Annotated in this window: 19 protein-coding genes; 6 read left to right on the top strand and 13 right to left on the bottom strand. The window is 62.0% G+C overall.

Going from position 1 to position 18,689, the window contains the following annotated elements; all coding sequences use genetic code 11:
* The first annotated feature begins 227 nt into the window (after positions 1–227).
* From HRU82_13250 to HRU82_13230, 5 genes are read left to right on the top strand one after another with little or no spacing between them, the layout of a single operon-like run.
* Entirely contained in the window at positions 228–1,994 is a 1,767-nt protein-coding gene (locus tag HRU82_13250) for a cation:proton antiporter (GenBank protein QOJ35848.1), read from the top strand.
* A complete protein-coding gene (locus HRU82_13245; GenBank protein QOJ35847.1) occupies positions 1,975–2,169 on the top strand; it encodes a hypothetical protein in 195 nt (64 codons plus the stop codon). The genes HRU82_13250 and HRU82_13245 overlap by 20 nt, the downstream gene beginning before the upstream one ends.
* Complete coding sequence (locus HRU82_13240; GenBank protein ID QOJ35846.1) at positions 2,169–2,507, top strand: cation transporting ATPase C-terminal domain-containing protein; 339 nt, start codon at positions 2,169–2,171, stop codon at positions 2,505–2,507. The genes HRU82_13245 and HRU82_13240 overlap by 1 nt, the downstream gene beginning before the upstream one ends.
* The gene (locus HRU82_13235) at positions 2,504–3,382 is read left to right on the top strand and encodes a universal stress protein (GenBank protein ID QOJ35845.1); all 879 of its coding nucleotides are present in this window, start codon (positions 2,504–2,506) and stop codon (positions 3,380–3,382) included. Before HRU82_13240 ends, HRU82_13235 begins: the two co-directional genes overlap by 4 nt.
* Entirely contained in the window at positions 3,379–4,287 is a 909-nt protein-coding gene (locus HRU82_13230; protein QOJ35844.1) for a universal stress protein, read from the top strand. The genes HRU82_13235 and HRU82_13230 overlap by 4 nt, the downstream gene beginning before the upstream one ends.
* Here HRU82_13230 and HRU82_13225 read toward each other — a convergent pair.
* The 8 genes from HRU82_13225 to HRU82_13190 all read right to left on the bottom strand — a co-directional run bounded on the left by HRU82_13225 (position 4,226) and on the right by HRU82_13190 (position 13,064).
* Positions 4,226–7,546, bottom strand: coding sequence for an efflux RND transporter permease subunit (locus HRU82_13225; GenBank protein ID QOJ35843.1), 3,321 nt, complete (start codon positions 7,544–7,546; stop codon positions 4,226–4,228). The two genes, HRU82_13230 and HRU82_13225, sit on opposite strands and share 62 nt — an antisense overlap.
* Positions 7,547–7,567: 21 nt before the next feature.
* Positions 7,568–8,659: an efflux RND transporter periplasmic adaptor subunit gene (locus HRU82_13220; protein ID QOJ35842.1), complete on the bottom strand. Its 1,092-nt coding sequence runs from the start codon at positions 8,657–8,659 to the stop codon at positions 7,568–7,570.
* Positions 8,646–8,834: a DUF2892 domain-containing protein gene (locus HRU82_13215; protein QOJ35841.1), complete on the bottom strand. Its 189-nt coding sequence runs from the start codon at positions 8,832–8,834 to the stop codon at positions 8,646–8,648. The genes HRU82_13220 and HRU82_13215 overlap by 14 nt, the downstream gene beginning before the upstream one ends.
* Before the next feature lie 109 nt (positions 8,835–8,943).
* Positions 8,944–9,969: a hypothetical protein gene (locus HRU82_13210; GenBank protein QOJ35840.1), complete on the bottom strand. Its 1,026-nt coding sequence runs from the start codon at positions 9,967–9,969 to the stop codon at positions 8,944–8,946.
* Positions 9,970–9,977: 8 nt separating this feature from the next.
* Positions 9,978–10,769 carry a sulfite exporter TauE/SafE family protein gene (locus HRU82_13205; protein QOJ35839.1) on the bottom strand — a complete coding sequence of 264 codons (792 nt, stop codon included), beginning with the start codon at positions 10,767–10,769 and terminating at the stop codon, positions 9,978–9,980.
* Positions 10,770–10,815: 46 nt separating this feature from the next.
* A complete protein-coding gene (locus HRU82_13200; protein QOJ35838.1) occupies positions 10,816–10,965 on the bottom strand; it encodes a hypothetical protein in 150 nt (49 codons plus the stop codon).
* Between the two features lie 387 nt (positions 10,966–11,352).
* Positions 11,353–11,778: a DUF2231 domain-containing protein gene (locus HRU82_13195; protein ID QOJ35837.1), complete on the bottom strand. Its 426-nt coding sequence runs from the start codon at positions 11,776–11,778 to the stop codon at positions 11,353–11,355.
* A gap of 38 nt (positions 11,779–11,816) precedes the next feature.
* Complete coding sequence (locus HRU82_13190; GenBank protein QOJ35836.1) at positions 11,817–13,064, bottom strand: NAD(P)/FAD-dependent oxidoreductase; 1,248 nt, start codon at positions 13,062–13,064, stop codon at positions 11,817–11,819.
* Positions 13,065–13,296: 232 nt separating this feature from the next.
* Here HRU82_13190 and HRU82_13185 point away from each other — a divergent pair, with 232 nt between their 5' ends.
* Positions 13,297–13,992, top strand: coding sequence for a CHASE3 domain-containing protein (locus HRU82_13185; protein ID QOJ35835.1), 696 nt, complete (start codon positions 13,297–13,299; stop codon positions 13,990–13,992).
* A 27-nt stretch (positions 13,993–14,019) separates the two neighbouring features.
* Here HRU82_13185 and HRU82_13180 read toward each other — a convergent pair whose 3' ends face one another.
* The 5 genes from HRU82_13180 to HRU82_13160 all read right to left on the bottom strand — a co-directional run bounded on the left by HRU82_13180 (position 14,020) and on the right by HRU82_13160 (position 18,474).
* Positions 14,020–14,493: a hypothetical protein gene (locus tag HRU82_13180; GenBank protein QOJ35834.1), complete on the bottom strand. Its 474-nt coding sequence runs from the start codon at positions 14,491–14,493 to the stop codon at positions 14,020–14,022.
* Positions 14,494–14,772: 279 nt separating this feature from the next.
* A complete protein-coding gene (locus HRU82_13175) occupies positions 14,773–15,483 on the bottom strand; it encodes a hypothetical protein (protein ID QOJ35833.1) in 711 nt (236 codons plus the stop codon).
* 130 nt (positions 15,484–15,613) lie between these two features.
* Complete coding sequence (locus HRU82_13170; GenBank protein QOJ35832.1) at positions 15,614–16,585, bottom strand: SUMF1/EgtB/PvdO family nonheme iron enzyme; 972 nt, start codon at positions 16,583–16,585, stop codon at positions 15,614–15,616.
* A gap of 33 nt (positions 16,586–16,618) precedes the next feature.
* Positions 16,619–17,551, bottom strand: a complete 933-nt coding sequence (locus tag HRU82_13165) for a formylglycine-generating enzyme family protein (protein ID QOJ35831.1) — start codon at positions 17,549–17,551, stop codon at positions 16,619–16,621.
* A gap of 8 nt (positions 17,552–17,559) precedes the next feature.
* Positions 17,560–18,474, bottom strand: a complete 915-nt coding sequence (locus HRU82_13160) for a carboxypeptidase regulatory-like domain-containing protein (GenBank protein ID QOJ35830.1) — start codon at positions 18,472–18,474, stop codon at positions 17,560–17,562.
* Positions 18,475–18,689: the final 215 nt, after the last annotated feature.

Raw genomic sequence — 18,689 nt, 5'->3', positions numbered from 1 at the left:
AGTCGCGCATGGCCATATAGAGGTGCTCCGTCCGGGGTGTCTTGCTACAGCTTGCCCCAAGAATCTGTGGTGGAAGGCCACAAGGAAGTGGTGCAATGGACGACTGTCCTCGCACAAAGCAATGATTGACTTTACTCACTGGGCGCTTTATTCCTCACCTGGTCCAGGGTATCGATCCTTCTAGGCGTTTCCGCTGGCATGCAGCACTTTTACAGAACAGGACCCTTGTGCAACCGGACCCCCTATTCTTCCGAGATCTCGCCACCGTCTTTCTGGCCGCCGTCGCAGGCGGCGCCCTCGCCTGGATCGCGCGCCAGCCCCTAGTGCTCGGGTACGTCCTCGGCGGCATCGCCATCAGCCCCTTTACGCCGGGCCTTTCCGTTTCGGACCTGCATACGTTCGATCTCTTTGCCGAGATCGGTGTCATCCTCCTGATGTTCTCGATCGGGTTGGAGTTCTCGGTCAAGGATCTGATGCGGGTCAAATGGGTCGCCCTGGTCGGCGGCCCCCTCGGCATTCTCCTCTCCATCGGGCTGGCCATCGGCGTCGGCAGCCTGATCGGCTGGCCCGTGACGCAGAGTATCGTGATCGGAGCGGCCATCTCGATGGCCAGCACCATGGTGCTGGCCCGCTTGCTGCTGGATCGCGGCGAGCTGCATTCCCGCCATGGGCGCGTCATGATCGGCATTACGCTGGTCGAAGACTTGGCCGTCGTGGCGATGACCGTGCTCGTGCCCGCGCTCGGCACGTTCGAATCGGGACGGCTCATCTTGATCGGCCAAGCCCTGCTGAAGGCCTTGCTGATCCTGGCCCCCTTCGGGTATTTGGCGGCCAGGGTGATCCCCCCCCTGTTGACGCGTGTAGCCAGAACCCAGAATCGGGAACTCTTCCTGCTCGTGGCATTGGCCATCGGACTGGGGACCGCCGCCATCACGCAGATGGTCGGCCTGTCGCTGGCGTTGGGCGCGTTCCTGGCCGGCCTGATCATCAGTGGCTCCGAATATGGGCATGAGACGTTGGCCCGCTTGATCTCCCTGCGCGATGCGTTCGTCGCCCTCTTCTTCGTGACCATCGGCATCCTGATCGATCCGCACGTCATTCTCGACAACCTGTCCCTGCTCGGCACGATGATCGGCTTGATCATGGCGGGGAAGCTGGTGATCTGGACGACGGTAGTGGGGCTTTTCGGGTACGCGTTTTCGACTGCGATCCTCGTAGGCATCGGCCTCACCCAGATCGGGGAATTTTCGTTCGTCCTGGTGCAGGTGGCGAAAACGGCGGGGCACGTCGGCGCCGACGTCTACAATGCTACGCTGGCCGCCTCACTGCTGACCATTCTGCTGAACGCCGCCTTGGTGCGGTATGTCCCCGGCTGGCTGGGCAAACGCCGCCTTGCGCGGGAGCGCCGCCTACCGGAGCCGTGGTCGGGCGAGCAAGACCTTCCTCCGCAACATGTGGTGTTGTGCGGCTTCGGTGCGGTGGGCAATGCGCTGGGAAAAGCGCTGGAGGAATTCGGCTTGCCCTACGTGGTCATCGAGCGGGATCCGGATATCATTCGGCGGCTGCAGATTCGAGGCACTCCTTGCCTGTACGGAGATGCCTCCCAGCACGAATTGCTGACGCAGGCACGAGCGGCGGATGCGTCGCTCATCGTTGTGGCCTTGCCGGAAATCGAGCCCGCTACGTTGGCCGTACGCCGCATCCGCAGCCTGAATCCCCACGTACGCATCCTGGCTCGCGCGCACGGTGAGACGGAGGCCGAAAAGTTGGCGGCCGTGGGAGCGACCGAGATCATCCAGCCCGAAGTCGAAGCGTCGGTGACGCTGATCCGCCACACCTTGGATTGGTTCGCCGTGCCGAAAGACCGGATTCGGGAGTATGCCGAACGGTATCGCAACTCAGTAGATCCGAAGCGTCCCTCGGGTGGGTCCACGCAACCATCCGCCGAACCGAACGACGATCGAAAGGACGACGTTGGAGCCGTCACCAACTGAAGAGTTTGGTGATTGGCATGGCCGTGAAGTCGCGGAGGTCGTGGCGCGCCTACAGACCGATCCTCGCCGCGGCTTGACGATCGACGAAGCCGCACGGCGGCTGGCTCAGGATGGTCCCAACCGACTCCCGCCCCCGGCGAACGGGCTCGCACCATCGCCGTCAGTGCCGTCGTAATGGCGGAGATGTGGTATCTCCTCAACAGTCGCTATATCCTCCGCCCCGTGTTATCGCGGGAGGGACTGTTCGGCAACTCCTATGTTTGGATCGTCATCGGCGCCTGCGCCCTGCTTCAACTCGCCTACGTCCATACGGCTCCGTTACAGGCCGTGTTTCATTCGACCGACTTGAGCCTGACGGAGTGGGGCCGGGTGATGCTGGTGGGCCTGTTCGTCTTTACGATCGCAGAGACGGAGAAGGCCATCATTCGTTCGGCGACCAAAAACCACGCCGTACAGTCGGCAACGCCGACAGGCAAGCAGCCATTCCATTCCGACCGGGAGCGTCACGCATGAACACACTGGCCTCGATCGTCGCGGCAATCGACTTTTCGGAGCAGGCCCGTTCCGCCGCCGAACGCGCCGCCCTCATCGCGCAGGAGCAGAGGGCCACACTCCGGCTGCTGCACGTCGTCAGCAGCTCCTCGCTGGACGATCTCCGGAACCTGGTGCGGGGATCCGCCGCCGTCGAGGAATCGGTGCTTGACGAAGCGCACGCCACCCTTCGGGAAGCGGCGGACGCTCTCCGCAACAAGACCGGCGTGACCGCTCAGAAAGAGGTCGTGACCGGTCAGGTTATCGCAGTCATCCGCGCTGCCGCCGAAGAGGCCGACCTATTGGTCCTCGGGGCACGGGGCACGAACCCGTTGCGCGATCTCGTGCTCGGGACGACGGCCGAGCGCCTCCTGCGGATCTGCCGACGCCCGGCCCTGGTCGTCAAACGTGCCCCGGAGGGAGCCTATGGACGGGTCATCGTGCCCGTCGACTTCTCGTCCTATTCAGCGCCCGCGCTCGCGATGGCCGGCCTGGTGGCTCCCCATGCGCTAATCAGCATCCTGCATGCGTTTCGCGTGCCCTTCGAAGCCAGGTTGCGCATCGCCGGAGCGACCGACGACGCCATCCGACGCTACTGCGACGAGCAACGCCAGGACGCCGTCGAACGTCTCGACCGACTGATCACCGAATGCCTGCCCCGGGCGCAGCGCGCCGCCTGCATCGTCGAACAAGGCGATCCCTCTCCCGTGATCCTTGCCCAGGCGCAGACTCAGGCGGCGGATCTCATCGTCATCGGCAAACAGGGCCAGTCGCGGGCCGAGGAACTCCTCCTTGGCAGCGTCACCCGCCATGTCCTGACCGGATCGACCTGCGATGTCCTGGTGGTGTCGCCGTGAAAACACCCGCGCGCACGACACGCACCCTCCTCCTGGCCGTCGATTTTTCGAGACCTGCCTCCCGAGCCGTCCCCTACGCCATCAAGCTGGCGTCGGTCTTGAACCTGAGCCTCACCGTCGTCCATGTCCTCCAAGCGCCGCCCGGTTTCACGTCCTGGACACCCGTCACCCGCCGTTCGCTCGATCCCCTCAGGACCAAGGCCATGCTCGAATTGGGCCGCGTGATTCGTTTCGCGAACGACAATCAGGTGCCGGCCAAATACAAACTGCTCGCCGGGGTACCGGAAGATGCCATCCTGCAGACTGCCGACGAGATTCGAGCCGGCCTCATCGTGATGGGGACGCATGGTCGATCGGGGCTGGATCGCCTCAAGCTGGGGAGCGTCGCAGACGCCGTCCTGCGCAGGGCCCATTGCCCGGTGTTCACCATCCGCGCCGCAGCCGGCGGCCATCCCGCGGTCCATCCACTAAGGCTCAACTTGGGTCGAATTCTGGTGGCGACGGATTTTTCGCCCTCATCCGAGGCGGCGCTTCGGCACGCCACCGAGCTAGCGAGGCTGTTGCCTGCAGAGGTCCTGCTCCTCCATGTCGCGGCCGATTCTACAGAGACACGAATCGAGGAGAAGTTCCGACGGGCCCTCTCCGCTTCCCGATCCGGTGACGTGGTCGGAGGGCAGCTCTTGCTGCAGGGAGATCCAGCCGAGTCTATCCTGGCCCACGCGACACGCACAAAGACACGGCTCATCGTGATGGGGACTCAAGGTCGTCGTGGCATGGAACGGCTATTACTCGGAAGCGTGGCAGAGGCGGTGATTCGCGGCGCGCACTGTCCGGTGCTGGTAGTCAGGAATGGCGGACGACACCGACGCCCGGCTCCTCCGGCGCCGACTGCACATCGGCACTAGACTGGACAGGAGGGCCGGCCTCGACCGTCTCACCTGCCGCACCGGTGCCGATCCATTGGTAGTAGAGAACCGGGATCACCACCAGCGTGAGAACCGTCGAGGCGCCGACTCCGAACAGCAGAGACACCGCAAGGCCCTGGAAGATCGGGTCGAGGATGATGACGAAGGCACCCACCATCAAGGCCGCCGCCGTGAGCAGAATCGGCCTGGTCCTGATGGCGCCGGCACGGATGACCGCCTCCAGGAGCGGCACACCTTCCGCCTCCTGATGTTGGATGAAATCGACCAGGAGAATGGAGTTCCGCACGATGATGCCGGCCAAGGCGATGAACCCGATCATGGACGTGGCGGTGAAGTACGACCCGGTCAACCAATGGCCCGGCAGGATCCCGATGAGGGTGAGCGGAATCGGCGCCATGATCACGACCGGCGTCAGGAATGACTGGAACTGCGCCACGATCAGGAGATAAATCAGGACTAGCGCCGCCCCGAACGCCAATCCCATGTCCCGAAACGTTTCATAGGTGATGTGCCACTCGCCGTCCCACTTCATGCCAAACCGCTGCTCCGACCAGGGCTGCACCGCATAGTGCTGCGCCAGGCTGTACCCCTCGGGCAAGGTGAACTGCTCCAGTTTCTTACCGATGCCCAGCACGCCATACACCGGGCTCTCGCCCTTCTCCTGGCCTGCCATGCCGACATCGGCCACTACATAGACGACCGGTTTGAGATTCTTGTGGTAGATCGCCTTCTCCAACATCGTCTGCTCGACGCGGATCACTTCCGAGAGCGGCAGCATCGAGCCAGCGGCGCTCCGCAAGGAGAGTTCTCCGAGATGTTCGAGGCCGGTGCGTTCGCTGATCGGCAGCCGCAACATCACCTGCACCGGTCGTTTCTCTTTCGGCAAGTGCACGAGGCCGACATTGGCGCCCTCGAGCGCCAGTCGCAGCGTCTTGACGATTTCCTCCGACGGAATCCCGGCCAGCGCGGCCTTGGCCCGATCGACGGTGAACACATACTTCACCTGGTCCGCTTCGAGGTAATCGTCCACATCGACGACACCGGCTGTCTGCTCGAACAGTCGGCGTACGTCGCGGGCGATCGCCTGTTGACGTTCGTACTCGGGGCCATAAATCTCCGCCACCAACACCGACTGCACCGGCGGCCCGGGCGGCACTTCAACCACCTTCACATTGGCGCCATACTGTCGGCCGATCTGTTGCACGGCGGGACGAATACGCTGGGCGATCTCGTGACTTTGCGCCTGCCGCTCCTCCTTGGCCAGGAGGTTGATCTGGATGTCGGCTTCGTGGGGCTGGTCACGCAGGTAATAATGCCGCACCAGCCCGTTGAAATTGAACGGCGAGGCCGTGCCGACATAGGCCTGGTAATCGCGCAGCTCGGGAATCGTCCGCACATACTCCGCCACGCGTTTCGTCACGCGGGCCGTCTCCTCCAACGTGGTCCCTTCGGGCAGATCGATCACGAGCTGCAATTCGCTTTTATTGTCGAACGGCAACATCTTGACCACCACGTCGCGCGTGTAGAACAGGAACACCGACCCCACCAGGAACAGGGCGATCACGCCCAACACCAGATAGGCCAGCAGCGGATGGGACAACACGGGCGCCAGCAGCCGTTGATACAACCGGTAGGTCCGGCCGCCTTCAAAGGCCTCCCCCTCGACGCCGTGCATCGTCACGCCGGGACGGTAGCAAGTCTGGCAGAACCAGGGAATGACGACGAACGCGACGAGCAGGGACACGAACATGGCGATGGAGGCATTCACGGGGATGGGGCGCATGTAGGGGCCCATCAACCCAGAGACGAAGGCCATTGGCAACAGGGCCGCAATCACGGTCAGGGTGGCGAGGATGGTCGGATTGCCGACCTCATCGACCGCGACCAACGAGGCTTCTCGATGTGGGTGCCGCCTGAGCGTCAGGTGCCGATAGGTGTTCTCCACCACGACGATCGCGTCGTCCACCAGGATGCCAATGGAAAAGATCAGCGCGAACAGGGTGACACGGTTGATGCTGTAGCCGATGAGCATGGACACGAACAACGTCATCGCGAGGGTCAGCGGGATCGCAATCGACACCACGAAGGCCGGGCGCAGGCCCAGCGTAAAGCCAAGAAACACCACCACCGCCACCACAGCGATCAACAGGTGCCAGAGCAGTTCGTTGGCCTTCTCGTCGGCAGTCTCTCCGTAATCGCGCGTGACCGTGACTCGCACGTCGGCGGGAATCACGGTGCCTTTCAACTCCTCGACCTTTTGAATCACGCCGTGGGCGACGGTCACGGCATTGGTACCGGCTTGCTTGGCAAGGGCCACCGTCACGGCGGGAACCTCCTGCGCGGCCGTGGCTCTGCCATCCGTCGCGGTCGAGGCCACAGCACCGGCTCGTTCGCCATGCCATACATAACTCGTCGCCTCGGTCGGCCCATCGGTCACGGCGGCGACCTGCCGCAGATACACGGGGCGCTGGTCGTTCACCCCGACGACCAAGGTTTCGAGATCCTCCTTGGATCGAATGAACCGCCCGGTTTCGACCAGGAAACTTTTATTCCGGCTTTCGAAGCGTCCCGTGGGTAGGGCGAGATTCTCGCCCTGGATGACACCTGCCACTCGCAAGGGCGTGAGGCCGTAGGCCTTGAGCCGCGTGGGATCGATCTGGACCCGCAACTCGCGACCGCGTCCGCCGACGATGAACCCTCCCGCAGTGCCCGGAACCTTCTTCGCATCTTCCAGCACCTGATCCGCCAGCTGTCGCAGCTGGAAATCGTCGTAGCGGGCGCTCGACAGGGTCAGCGTCACGATCGGCACATCGTTCACGTCGCGCGGTTTCACCTGAAACGGCAGGGCGCCCGGCGGCAATAGGTCCTGGTTCGACATCAACTTGTCGTAGAGGTCCACCAGGCTTTGCTCCATCGGCTCGCCCACGTAGAAACGCACGATGATCAAGGCTCCGCCGGGGCGGGAGATGGAGTAGACGTATTCGACGGTCTTGATCTCGGAGAGCTTGCGTTCGATCGGTTTGGTGAGTTGCTCCTCGACCACCTTCGCGGAGGCGCCGGGAAACGGCAACCAGACATCCGCCATGGGAACGACGATCTGCGGCTCCTCCTCGCGCGGCGTCAGCAGGATGGCGAGGAGGCCCAGAAGCAGCACGGCGATGATGATGAGGGGGGTCAGTTTGCTGCCGACGAAGAGGGCAGCCAGGCGGCCGCTTGGTCCGAGGCGGGGAGTCGTCATGGGGCAACCGTCATGGGCAGCTCATTCCGTTTTTCCGGTGGGCAGCGCCACCGCCGTCACGTCTTGCACCAAGGCACCGTCCTCTCCCCTCGTCGCATCGGCCAGGATCCGTTCGCCGGCATTGAGTCCCGAGAGGACTTCGACTCCCTGCTCCAACGGACGCCCCAACTTGACCCACCGCAAGCGCGCGACGTGATCCTGCTCGACGACATACAGCCCGGCCAGCTCGCCCCGCTCAATCAGAGCCGATTTCGGGACCGCCATGGTCTGGGTCACGCCCCGTTCGAGCCGCAGCCGACCGAACATCCCGGACTTCACCCTCGGCTGCTTCGGCAACTCCACCTTCATCATAAAGGTATGGGTCTGCGGGTCTCCGGCCGGCAGGATCTGTGACACCGTACCTTGGAGCGGCTCGGAACCCAGCGCATCGATGACGACCGGAACGGCGGCGCCGACCGTGACCAACCCCACATCGCTCTCGGCGACCGTGGCTTCCAACCGAAGCCGCGTCGGGTCTTCCATCCGCAGCAACGGTTGCCCAGGCGATGCCAATTCACCCACTTCGACTTTCTTGTCCGTGATCACGCCATCGAAGGGAGCTTTCACGACGGTGTAACTCAATTGAGCCAGCACCGCCTTTCGGCCTGCCTCCGCCACGCGGAAGCCGCGCGTGGCATTCTCCCATTCCTGCTTGGAGACAGCGTCCTTCTGATACAGGTCTTCCATGCGTTTTCGTTGCGCATCGGCATTGTCGAGTTCCGCGGTCATGCGGGCCAGTTCTGCCCGTAGATCACGATTGTCCAACCTGACCAGCGTCTGCCCCTTGCGCACGGGACTGCCTTCCCGCACCAAGAGCTCATCGATGGTGCCTTGAATGCGGCTCGCCAGGGTCGCTTGGTACAGGGCCGTGACCTGTCCCGTCACTTCCACCGTGACGGGCACTTGCCCGACCTTCACCTCGACCACCGCGGCGTGGATCGTGGGTCGAACCGCTAGGGTCGGCGCCACCGCCCCGGACCGGGACGGATCCTCCCCTTGCCCACAACCTGCCAGGGTCAGCAGCGCCAGCGCCGCCCACCAGGCCCTCCCGCTCCTCTCGTTACTCCTGGACACCAAGCCTCCGTAACAGGGCCATCATCGGACACCAGCCGGTAAACGACGACTGGATCAGATTCGCCGCAACGAATGCCGCGAAATAATGGTAATAGGGATGCACCGTCGCTCCCAACACGACTGAGGCCAACACGAACACCCCTGCGATCAACCGAAGCCAATCATTGAGTCTCATCCTCTCCACCTCCTTCCTCACCCCATAGGAGTCTCTCTGGAGGGAAAGGATTCGCCGACACCAAGGATTGTCAGGCGGATCAAAGACTTATCACCTTCTGGAATGGGCGTCAAAACCGATATTGCCCGCCGATGGAGACGATGGTGTCCTGGAAATCTCTGAGGACGTTTGTCGACGTCCGTTTGCCGTATTGAAAGGACAGCATCGCCGTCGCCGCGGTGGACAGGTGATACCGCAATTCCGCGATGCCCTGGTGCGTGGCGTCGAATCGATCCACGTGAGTGTCGCCGACAATCCCGCTGGTAAAGGTCTTCCGTCGATGGATGTACGTCAGCCCAAGATCCCACTCGCGGTGCAGCCGGAACTCCAGCCCGGCCGAGACCATGTGAAGATAGTACGACACATCGTCCGCGAACTGCGGCTGCTCATAGCCGTCGGCCAGGCCCCGTTCGTAGAGATAGGTCACCATCAGGGTCAGCCAGTCCGCAGCCCGGTAATCGATCCGAGGGCCGACCGTCCCAAAATTCGTATCGCGCTCCGCAAACGAGTCGTTGTAGCGCCGGAGACCGTAGCGGGTGACGAGGGTGCCCGTCAGGTTCTGCGTGAGGCGACGTTCAACTTCGGCGCGCCAATGGTGGGAACTGACACGTTCTTCCTGGATCGATCGGGCCCCGGTGCGCCGCTCGAAATTGGGACCGAGGAAGAGGTTGGGCACATATCGATAGCGCACCAGAACCGTCGTCGCGCGGTCGAGCGAGAAGCGATCCTGAATACGGTAATCGGCATGGTTGAAGATGGGATTGTTGGTATAGATGGCCCCCTGTGCTTTGACCGAGAATTCATTTTTCCCCTGCGTCGTGTGCGCCTCATGGACGACTTCCAAGGCCGGCTCCCAAATCACATCCTCCGGTTTGTCGGCCGAGACTACGGTCGGCTGCGAGGGATCTTCTGTCAGCCGGAGCCGGCGGGCCGAAGAGAACTGAAAGGCGTCGGTGGTGTAACTGGTCTTCTGTTCGGCAATGGCCGACCATTCGGCCCGAGCCGGCCCATCCCACGTCCCAAGCAGACAGCCGGCCCCCAAGGAGCACAGGGTACGCAGGACGAAATGCGGGAGAGAATGACGCCCTGGTCTCATCGAGTGATCTAGAACCCGGCCAGCTTGGCTGCATTGATGACGATCAGGATCATGGCGATCGTGATCGTCACGGTGGCGGTAATCCGGCTCATCGTCGGCGGCGAGAGCCACGCGCCCAATCGCACCCCCACGAGCATGCCAGAGAGACTGCCTAGCAGCACCCAGGCCGTCAAGGGCCAATCAATCCGGCCGAACTGCAAGTGGCCGATCACGCCGCTGATGGAAATGAGCGCAATGATGGTGAGTGAGGTCCCGATGGCCGCCCTGGCCGGAAACCCCAAGACCACGCTCAACGCGGGAACGACCAGAAATCCCCCGCCGACGCCGAACACGCCGTTCAACGTCCCCACCACCAAGCCGATGCCGCCGACTTTGAGCCAGCAGGTACGGGGGAAATGGGTCGCGCAACCGTCCTGGCGTTCGGTCTGGTTCATGAGCGCCCGCTGACGCGAGATGAGGGTGCGCGTGAGGAGCAACAGCAGGCCGAAGCAGATCAGCAACACTTCGTCAGGCACGAGCCGATGGCCGAAAGCCCCTCCCCAGGCTCCGATCATGCCTGTCCAACTGAAGGCGGCCGCCGCTTTCGGCTTGACCAAGCCCTGGCGCCCGTATTCCCAGGCGCCCAGCAGCGAGGAAGTCGCCACGATCATCAGCGACATGGCCGCCGCCTGCCGCACGGGGATGCCCGCGATGTAGACCATCAAGGGCACGCCGAGAATGGCGCCGCCCGTCCCGGTCGCCCCCAATTGCAAGCCCATCGGCACACCGGCGAACACGGCACGGACCACCTGGTCGATCATGCAGGGCCCTGCCCGTCTCGCGCTGACACCACCGACCCCATCCCGCTTAAAACCGAAACCTGGCTCCCGCGCTCAGTCCATACTGAGGGGCGCCGTTCGAAAGCCCGACCAACAACGACGTGGTCACGTGTAGATGCTCATCCAGGATGTAGTTCCCGATGGCCAGAAGATCACGGGCATTGTTCACGGTATTCACCAGGCGCGATATTCCTCATAAAACAGGCTTCGATGGAACTCTTCCGTCACATCATGCCCGACACCCACGTCATACCACTACTGATTATTGAAGTTGGTCCCCGGCGCGTCCCCGATGACATTGTAGCCTCCATCAAGGTAGGCGCCCCATCGATCGGCAATCGTCTTCGTGAGTTCCAGACCTGCGCCCTCGTCATTCCGGCCGCCCTGGCTGCCGCTTCCATAAACCTACGATCCGGCTGCAAATCACCGGCGCCTCGGATCAGCGCATCGACGGACTTGAGGAGTTGTCACCCTCCCGCCACCAACATCATCCCCAACAGACTGACAGCGACTATGCAGAGCTTCTGCCTCATAGGTTGCGGCCCCTTTCTCCGTCGACCTGATATTACCGCCGAGCCGCAACGCCGGCGCCGAAGTCGTAGACCAGGCTGCCGCCGAAATAGCTGGTCACGAACAGCACAGCGACCCCGACTAAACCGAGCACCAGCATGAAGCGGCGGTCCCTGATCCATCCCAGCCACGTCGCCGCGCGGACCCCTACCAGCCCGGCGAAGATCCAGAAGGTCGTGAATCCCAAGGCCTCATGGATCTCAAGGACGCGCTTGGGCACGCCGCTCTGCTCGACCGATTCCTCCGCCATCGCTCCCGTGGCCACCGTGACCACGGCGCCGGCCAACCCCAGAAGCAATGTATAGAAACTCGCAATCCGCAACTCTTCCGGCCGCCATTTTTCCGCGAGCAGGTCGAAGAGGACACTGGCGGACAACAGGGCGACCGGAAAATGGACGAACATAGGATGGAGTGGGTGCATCACCGTCCCTTTCGGCTGTTCGGCGTAACCAATCGCGCTTAGTTGGGCGCTTCCAGCTTGGCGATGCCCAGGGTCTTGAGAATCGCCTTTTCGTAATAGGGCTCGCTGACGCCCTTCTTCATCTTGCGCAGAAAATACTTCTCCAACGCGATCTTGGCAAGGTGGACCCACTTCCCTTTCTTGGCCCAGGTGACATTGCGCGGCGCCATTTGCGGCAGGGCCACGAAGGCCACGCCGGTGTCTCCCATGTCAGCCAAACAAATCGCGTTCCAGGTGGCCGTCTCACGCTTGGGATCATTGTCGAGATCGGCCTTGATGTTATGCACCGCCGCCGACACCATCGACTCGATCATGTAGCCGGTCTTGGGCGCACCGGTCGGGATCGGCGTCTGCTCTACCGGTGGAATGGCCACACACACGCCGACCGAATAGATGTTCTTGTACTTGGGATTGGCCTGATAGGCATCGATGTTCACGAATCCTTTCGGGTTGCAGAGGCCCGGCGTCGAGGCCACCGCATCGACCCCGGCGAATGGCGGAATAATCATCGAATAGCGAAAGGGTACCTCCTGGCCGCCTTCGAGGACCATTTTCCCCGGCTGCACCTCCTTGATGGCCTGGTTGCTGAGCGGCTTGATGGAATGTTCCGCGAACTCGTCCTCCATCAATCGGCGCGATGCGCCCACACCCGCGAGGCCCATGTGGCCGAGATAGGGCTCCGGCGTCACGAAGTAGATCGGCACCTTCTTGCGTAACTTTCGCTTCCGAAGATCCGCGTCCAGGATGAAGGCCATTTCATAGGCCGGACCGAAGCAGGACGCCCCCTGCACCGCCCCGACCACGATCGGGCCAGGATCTTTCAGAAAAGCCTGATAACTGCCATAGGCCTGCTCCGCATGGTCGACGTTACAGACGGACTGGGTGTAGCCGCTCGGTCCCAAGCCCGGCACGGCGCCGAAGTTGAGTTTGGGGCCGGTCGCGATGATCAGGTAATCGTACGAGACTTCGCCCTTGGACGTGATGACCCGATTCTGTTCCGGCTCGATCCGCTCGGCGACGGCGTGAATATATTCGACGCCCTTTTTCTCCAGCACCGGCCCCAACGCGAAGCTGATGTCTTTTCTCGTACGCCACCCGACCGCCACCCAGGGATTGGACGGCACGAAATGGAAGGACTCCACATTGGAAATGACTGTCACCTGATGTTTCTGGGCCAACAACTCCCGGGCCTCATAGGCCGCCGGCAACCCCCCGATCGAGGCGCCGATGATGACCACTCTCGCCATGATTCACCTCCTCATCAACTCGATATTGACGTCGTCAGCTTGCCCCTTTGGTTGTTAAGAGCAGAAAATGGGCCATTGGATTCACTCGATTCACTAGAAATAGCGACAGGCCGACCTGTGACGCGATGGAACACTTGGACAGATCGTCGAGACAATACTGGTAATTGTCCAATGACTTCCCGCTCGCCCGGCCAGTAGGTATAACTCGTACCATCTTGGGAAGGGGATTCTCATGTCACTCCTATCGCGAATGGGGACAGGCAACGGCCTGCCCGTCAGTTTGATCATCGCCTTCGTGGCGGTGGAATCGATCGTGGCCGCATCGTTCCTCAGCCTGCTGCAATTCAAGACATCGACGGCTGAAGTGTCGCACCGGCAACAGTCCTTGCTGGAACTCGAACGGATGGTCGGCACGGTAGCAGGCGCGGAAACGAATCAGCGCGGCTACCTCATCACGGGCTCGGAGCACTACCTGGCTCCCTATCGAGACGCCTTGAATACCTTGGAAACGCACCTTCGACGCATCGGGGTGCTCACGCAGGACAGCCTGGTTCAGCGACGCCTTGTGGCTCAACTCGAGAATCAGATCGACCGGCGGTCAGATGAGATGAACCATGCCATCCTGGCGCGCCGGACCGAGGGGCTTCCGGTCGCCAAGTCGGTGGTGCTCGTCAATCATGACCATGGCACCATGAACACGATTCGGCAGCTCGCCGGACAGATCCGGGACGAAGAGGTCAGGGCGCTGGAACGCCATTGGGCCGATTCCCAAGCTTGGGCCGTCACCGCCGGCTCGTTCACGGTGGTGTTCTTCCTGGTGACCGCGGCGCTCTTCGCCCTCTGCGGCGTCGTCCTCAGACTGTCCTTGACCAGCCAGGCTCAGGCGGAGCGGCTCGTCCAGACCACCCTCCCGCTTCCGGCAGATTGATATCCGGTAGGCTCGGCGACGGGTTCGCTACGTGCGGGCGAGGATCACGGCCAGCAGCAGCACCACCAGCGACAACAGCAACGAGAGGCGCGGTACCAAGACGGAGTACCGGAGCAAGAGCCGGTCTCCTGCTGTACGCTCGACCTCTTTCACGCCGAGCACCCGTCGCACTCGCGGACCCACGACAAGGTCATGCAGCAGCGTGAGGGCGAACAACAACGCCACGACACCCAATTTCGCCGCAAACACCGCGGGCCATAAGTGCGGCGCCGTGACATCGATCGACCGCCCTGACGCGATCACCAAGCCGGTCACAATCAACACCCCCATCGCCCCCCAGACCAGCCCGCGAAACCGGTAGGCGACCGTGCGAAACAGCGTCGCGTGCTGGGCGAATTGGCCGCCTCGCCGGAGCACAGGCACCAACACGACCGATAGAAACACCATCCCACCGATCCACACCACCGCAGACAGCAGGTGAATCCAAATCAGCACAAACACCACCCGCTCCTTTCTGATGACGTACCGCAGGCAGCATGACCGACCGGAGGGGGCTGAGGCAAGTGACGCCTAGCCGCTCGACTCCCGCAGGCTCCGGCGATCCGTGCGGATTCACCGGTGACCTGCGACGCCAGATCGATAGACTGTAGAAGATTCACAAAAGGTGAGCGCGGCTTGAGAGGTCCTCTGCAGGCACCCGGTCGTCTGTCACACCGGGCGGCGGAAAGGCCGCCCGGTGTCTTGCCCATCTGCTCCTATGATCCGACTGCCGAACCCCGTTCAGAACGAGATCCCGACATAGGGCCCCACTTGGAAGTAACTGTTCGACGTATTGGTCATGTTGGCCGTCAAGTGGTACCGCGCATCCATGCCCAACTTGAATGCCTTCCACACTTGATACTCGAAACCGGCGCCGAATTGCACCCCGACATCCAAATACTGAGTTTGGTTGGATGGCGGGCTGATGACATGGATATCAAGTCCCACCGGAATGAGCCACGGCCGAAACGCACTGCCCTCCATGAACTTCAGTTTGGGCGAGATGTCGATTGTCACCATCGTCAATTGCTGCGTCGAGGGTGTGGTTGATGTAACTTGCAAGCCCGCCGGGGGAGTTGTGCCGACACCGAGATTGCCCGTGTTGGTCACGACTTTCGACGCGATGCGATTGAACTGCAGACCGATCTCCCCCACCGCCCAGGTCCCATTCATCAGCCCCCACGCGTCTTTGGAGAGGGCCAGATCCAACCAGGCGCCGACATACCATCCGTTTTGGCTGTCGTTGAGACCAGCCCCCAACGGATTCCTGGCATCCGTAAATAAGTTGTCGGCGCGATCGCTGTTCAACCGCATGAATCCGCCCTTGAACGCAACCATGTTGCCGATTTCTTCAGCCGAGGCCGGCCAAGCACCACAGACACCGAGGACCGCGACGATCGCAACCGTCGCACGCACGACTCCACCGATCCCACTGCTCTTCCATCTCCGCATGATGCCCCCCTCCTTGGGCTGTTGTTGCGGGAGAGCCGTCCTGGCTCTCCCGTCGGCTTGCTGCACCGCGCTCGCCGGCCCGAGGCATCAGCATTCCTAATAGTCGATGCATGATCGACTGGTGACCTCCCTATTGACCCGTCGGCCCCGTGTAGGACACGGTGCTCGCCGTGCCCTCTTTCACATCACGCGCGCAACGGAACCCCATCCAATTGATCTTGGTGTTCGGATCGGTCCCGTTCCGCATGGCCACCCGCATGGTGGTGGTGCTGTCCATCCAGCCGCCGCCCCGAAACGCCTTCTGGCTGCCGGTTTCCGGCCCTTTCGGGTTTCGATCCGGAGCGGACTTGTAATAATCCAAGTCGTACCAATCCGACACCCACTCCGCCACATTGCCCATCGTTTGAAACAACCCATAGGGACTCACGGCGTTGTCATACTTATCCACTGAAATGAGCGGCGGATACATCAGCAGCCGTTCGGGACGGTCCCGGACCGGACCGGACAGGCCGGTTCGACCGAAATTGGCACGGCTCAAACCGGCCGATTGGTTGCCCCAGGGGTTCAACCGCCCATCGTCGCCGCGGGCGGCCTTTTCCCATTCCGCTTCCGTCGGCAACCGCTTGCCGGCCCAGCGACAGTAACTATCGGCGTCGTACCAGGAGACGTGCATGATCGGATGGTTGGCCATCGACTCCTGGAAATTCCCCCCGTCATACCGCCAATCCAACTGCGGCAATTTGCCGGTCGCGAGGATGTACTTCAGATAGTGGAGGTTCGTGACTTCGTATTGGTCGATTTCGTAGGCGTCCAGGTACACACGGCGTTGCGGCAATTCCGACCGATAGGCCAAGCGATCCGTCTTTTTGTCGCTGCCCATGATGAATTCGCCCGCCGGTACCAACACCGTGCCTTCCTTGGGTTTCATCGTGGCCGCGCGCTGCTCGGCGAGGGCCTTCCCCTCCGGCGTCCACTCGACGATGATGTCCTGCGTATCCAGCGCCCGTGCGACCGGAATCAGCGCGAATAATGCTGCTCCGATCACCAGGGCCTGCGTCACTCGCAGGCCCTTCCGAAACCTGCCCACTCGCTGTTTCTTCATCTTCGGCCTCCTTGTTAGTCCTGCCGTCTCCGCTCAGCGATCGGCCTTCGGCAGAAGGTCCGGATCAACGGCCGAGAGTTGACGGCTGCTCTCGCCCGACACTGCGCAACGAAACCCGATCAAATAACTCCAATGGTCGAGTCCTCCGGAGTTGCGCCCGGCAGAGCGGGCGACTTCGGGGTCCTCATTCCATGACCCTCCGCGAAAGACCTTGTCCTGTCCCGTGGTCGGGCCGATGGGGTTCCGATTCTCCTCACGCCGGTAATATTCCGGATCGAACCAATCGGATACCCACTCGCTGACGTTGCCGGCCAATTGGTACACCCCATAGGGGCTCACACCGTTCTGGTACCGGTCCACGTTGGCCAGCGGCGGATACTTCGCCCCCCGTTTGGATCCCGGATGGGCGATGTTGCTCTTGATCCAACCGGCCGGCTCATTGCCCCAGGGAAACATGCGCCCGTCCTCGCCGCGCGCGGCCTTCTCCCATTCGGCTTCGGTCGGGAGACGGGCTCCCCGCCACCGGCAATAGGCATCAGCCTCCCGCCATGAGACACCGATCACCGGATGTTTCGCGATCTTTTCCGGAAACGGCTGTTCCCGCCAGTAATGCGGCCATGGCGCTCCGGTGGCCAGGACATACCGCAAATAGTTCACATTGCTGACTTCGAACCGATCGATCTGGAAGGCGTCGACGTACACCTGATGCTGGGGCTGCTCCTGCGGCCCTGCCGCCCGATCGACCCGCGGATCGCTGCCCATCAAGAATGGGCCGGCTGGCACCTGGACCATGCCGCCTGGCACGTCGATCAACGCCAACCGCTCGGCCTCATCGAGCGGAGACCAGAGCGGCGGCGGCTTGGGCAATTCATGGTCGGCATGGCTCGTCGTCACCAAACCCAGAAGCAGCCCTGTCGCCAGACCGACCATGACGGCCGGCAGCGAAACCCGACTGAGTGTTGCCATGGTCCTCTTCAGTGTTCCTGTTTCTGCACCATCGGATCGATTTCTTTCTGCGTTTCTTCGGGGATGTTGTAGCGAACGTAAGGATGGTCGATCACCTCGTTCGCGTACAACCGTCCCGTCGGAGCCTGCACGACGATATTGGCTTCCACCGTCCCCTTCGCCCCGATCGTCACGGTCTGTTCGATCGCGGTGCGGACGTAGGGATGCCACACGACCAACTTGTAGGTGCCGGGGGGCACGTTGGTCATGGTAAACCGGCCCTGCTCATCGGTCTTGGCAAAGTAGGGATTGGTGACGGCCACGCCCCAGCTCTCCATATAGGCGTGGAACCCGCATTGCATGACGAAGATCCGGCGGCCCTTGCTGAGGTTGACCAACTGCTTCATCGGCGGGCCGGCCATGTGCTTGTGGTACAGCGCCGCATCGCTCCGATCTTTGAAGTTGCGCGGATGCTGAGGATTCATCGGCAGCGGCACGTTGAACAAGACCCGCGGACCCAGCTGCGAGGTTTCATAGGCTTGAATGTCGTGCATGACGGGATCCATGTTCACCACCGTCACCGATTGATCGTCCCGCACGACTGTCGTAAACGGCAGGAAGAGACAGTCTTTCGCTTCAATCTGCGGAACGGTCCCTTCCTCGAAGGGCTTCCCCTTTTCAATGCCCTCCAGATAGACGACCACGTCACGAAACTCTCCGGCCGGCCCGACCTGGAACGGCTGCAAGATGCGCCAGCCCTGCCCATCGGAAATCCGCCCGCAATAGAATTGATCGGGCAACGTCACGAGGTTGTATCCCTTGGGTTTAGGGACCTTTCCCTCCAGGGTGATGGCCCCTGTGAGGGTTCCACCGTCCGTCACCGGCACTTCTTCATAGGCCGAGGCGGGCACACCAGCGAAGCACGCCCAAGCCATGGCTGCCATCAGCAGCCCCCTTCCTCCCATGCGAGCCCTCTTCTCTTTCTTGCACGATGTCCTTTCAATTATGGTACGCAATGTCACGTCCGGCCTCCTCTGTGATTGGTCCATGAAATCATTGACACCCTCCATCAATGATACAGGGAGCCAATCGCCTTTCCTACCCGGGCCTGAAACGCAGATGGGGGAGCTGCATGATACAGGCAGCCCCCCCATCCGTA

Source organism: Nitrospira sp., assembly GCA_015709715.1.
Classification (GTDB): Bacteria; Nitrospirota; Nitrospiria; order Nitrospirales; family Nitrospiraceae; genus Nitrospira_A.
This window is presented reverse-complemented; position numbering and strand designations above follow the sequence as displayed.

Coding starts and splice junctions, on each gene's coding strand:
- HRU82_13195 (QOJ35837.1), bottom strand. CDS start 11,778: ATGCACCCACTCCATCCTATGTTCGTCCATTTTCCGGTCGCCCTGTTG.
- HRU82_13210 (QOJ35840.1), bottom strand. CDS start 9,969: ATGAGACCAGGGCGTCATTCTCTCCCGCATTTCGTCCTGCGTACCCTG.
- HRU82_13185 (QOJ35835.1), top strand. CDS start 13,297: ATGTCACTCCTATCGCGAATGGGGACAGGCAACGGCCTGCCCGTCAGT.
- HRU82_13235 (QOJ35845.1), top strand. CDS start 2,504: ATGAACACACTGGCCTCGATCGTCGCGGCAATCGACTTTTCGGAGCAG.
- HRU82_13160 (QOJ35830.1), bottom strand. CDS start 18,474: ATGGCAGCCATGGCTTGGGCGTGCTTCGCTGGTGTGCCCGCCTCGGCC.
- HRU82_13165 (QOJ35831.1), bottom strand. CDS start 17,551: ATGGCAACACTCAGTCGGGTTTCGCTGCCGGCCGTCATGGTCGGTCTG.
- HRU82_13205 (QOJ35839.1), bottom strand. CDS start 10,769: ATGATCGACCAGGTGGTCCGTGCCGTGTTCGCCGGTGTGCCGATGGGC.
- HRU82_13190 (QOJ35836.1), bottom strand. CDS start 13,064: ATGGCGAGAGTGGTCATCATCGGCGCCTCGATCGGGGGGTTGCCGGCG.
- HRU82_13240 (QOJ35846.1), top strand. CDS start 2,169: ATGGCGGAGATGTGGTATCTCCTCAACAGTCGCTATATCCTCCGCCCC.
- HRU82_13175 (QOJ35833.1), bottom strand. CDS start 15,483: ATGCGGAGATGGAAGAGCAGTGGGATCGGTGGAGTCGTGCGTGCGACG.
- HRU82_13215 (QOJ35841.1), bottom strand. CDS start 8,834: ATGAGACTCAATGATTGGCTTCGGTTGATCGCAGGGGTGTTCGTGTTG.
- HRU82_13170 (QOJ35832.1), bottom strand. CDS start 16,585: ATGAAGAAACAGCGAGTGGGCAGGTTTCGGAAGGGCCTGCGAGTGACG.
- HRU82_13225 (QOJ35843.1), bottom strand. CDS start 7,546: ATGACGACTCCCCGCCTCGGACCAAGCGGCCGCCTGGCTGCCCTCTTC.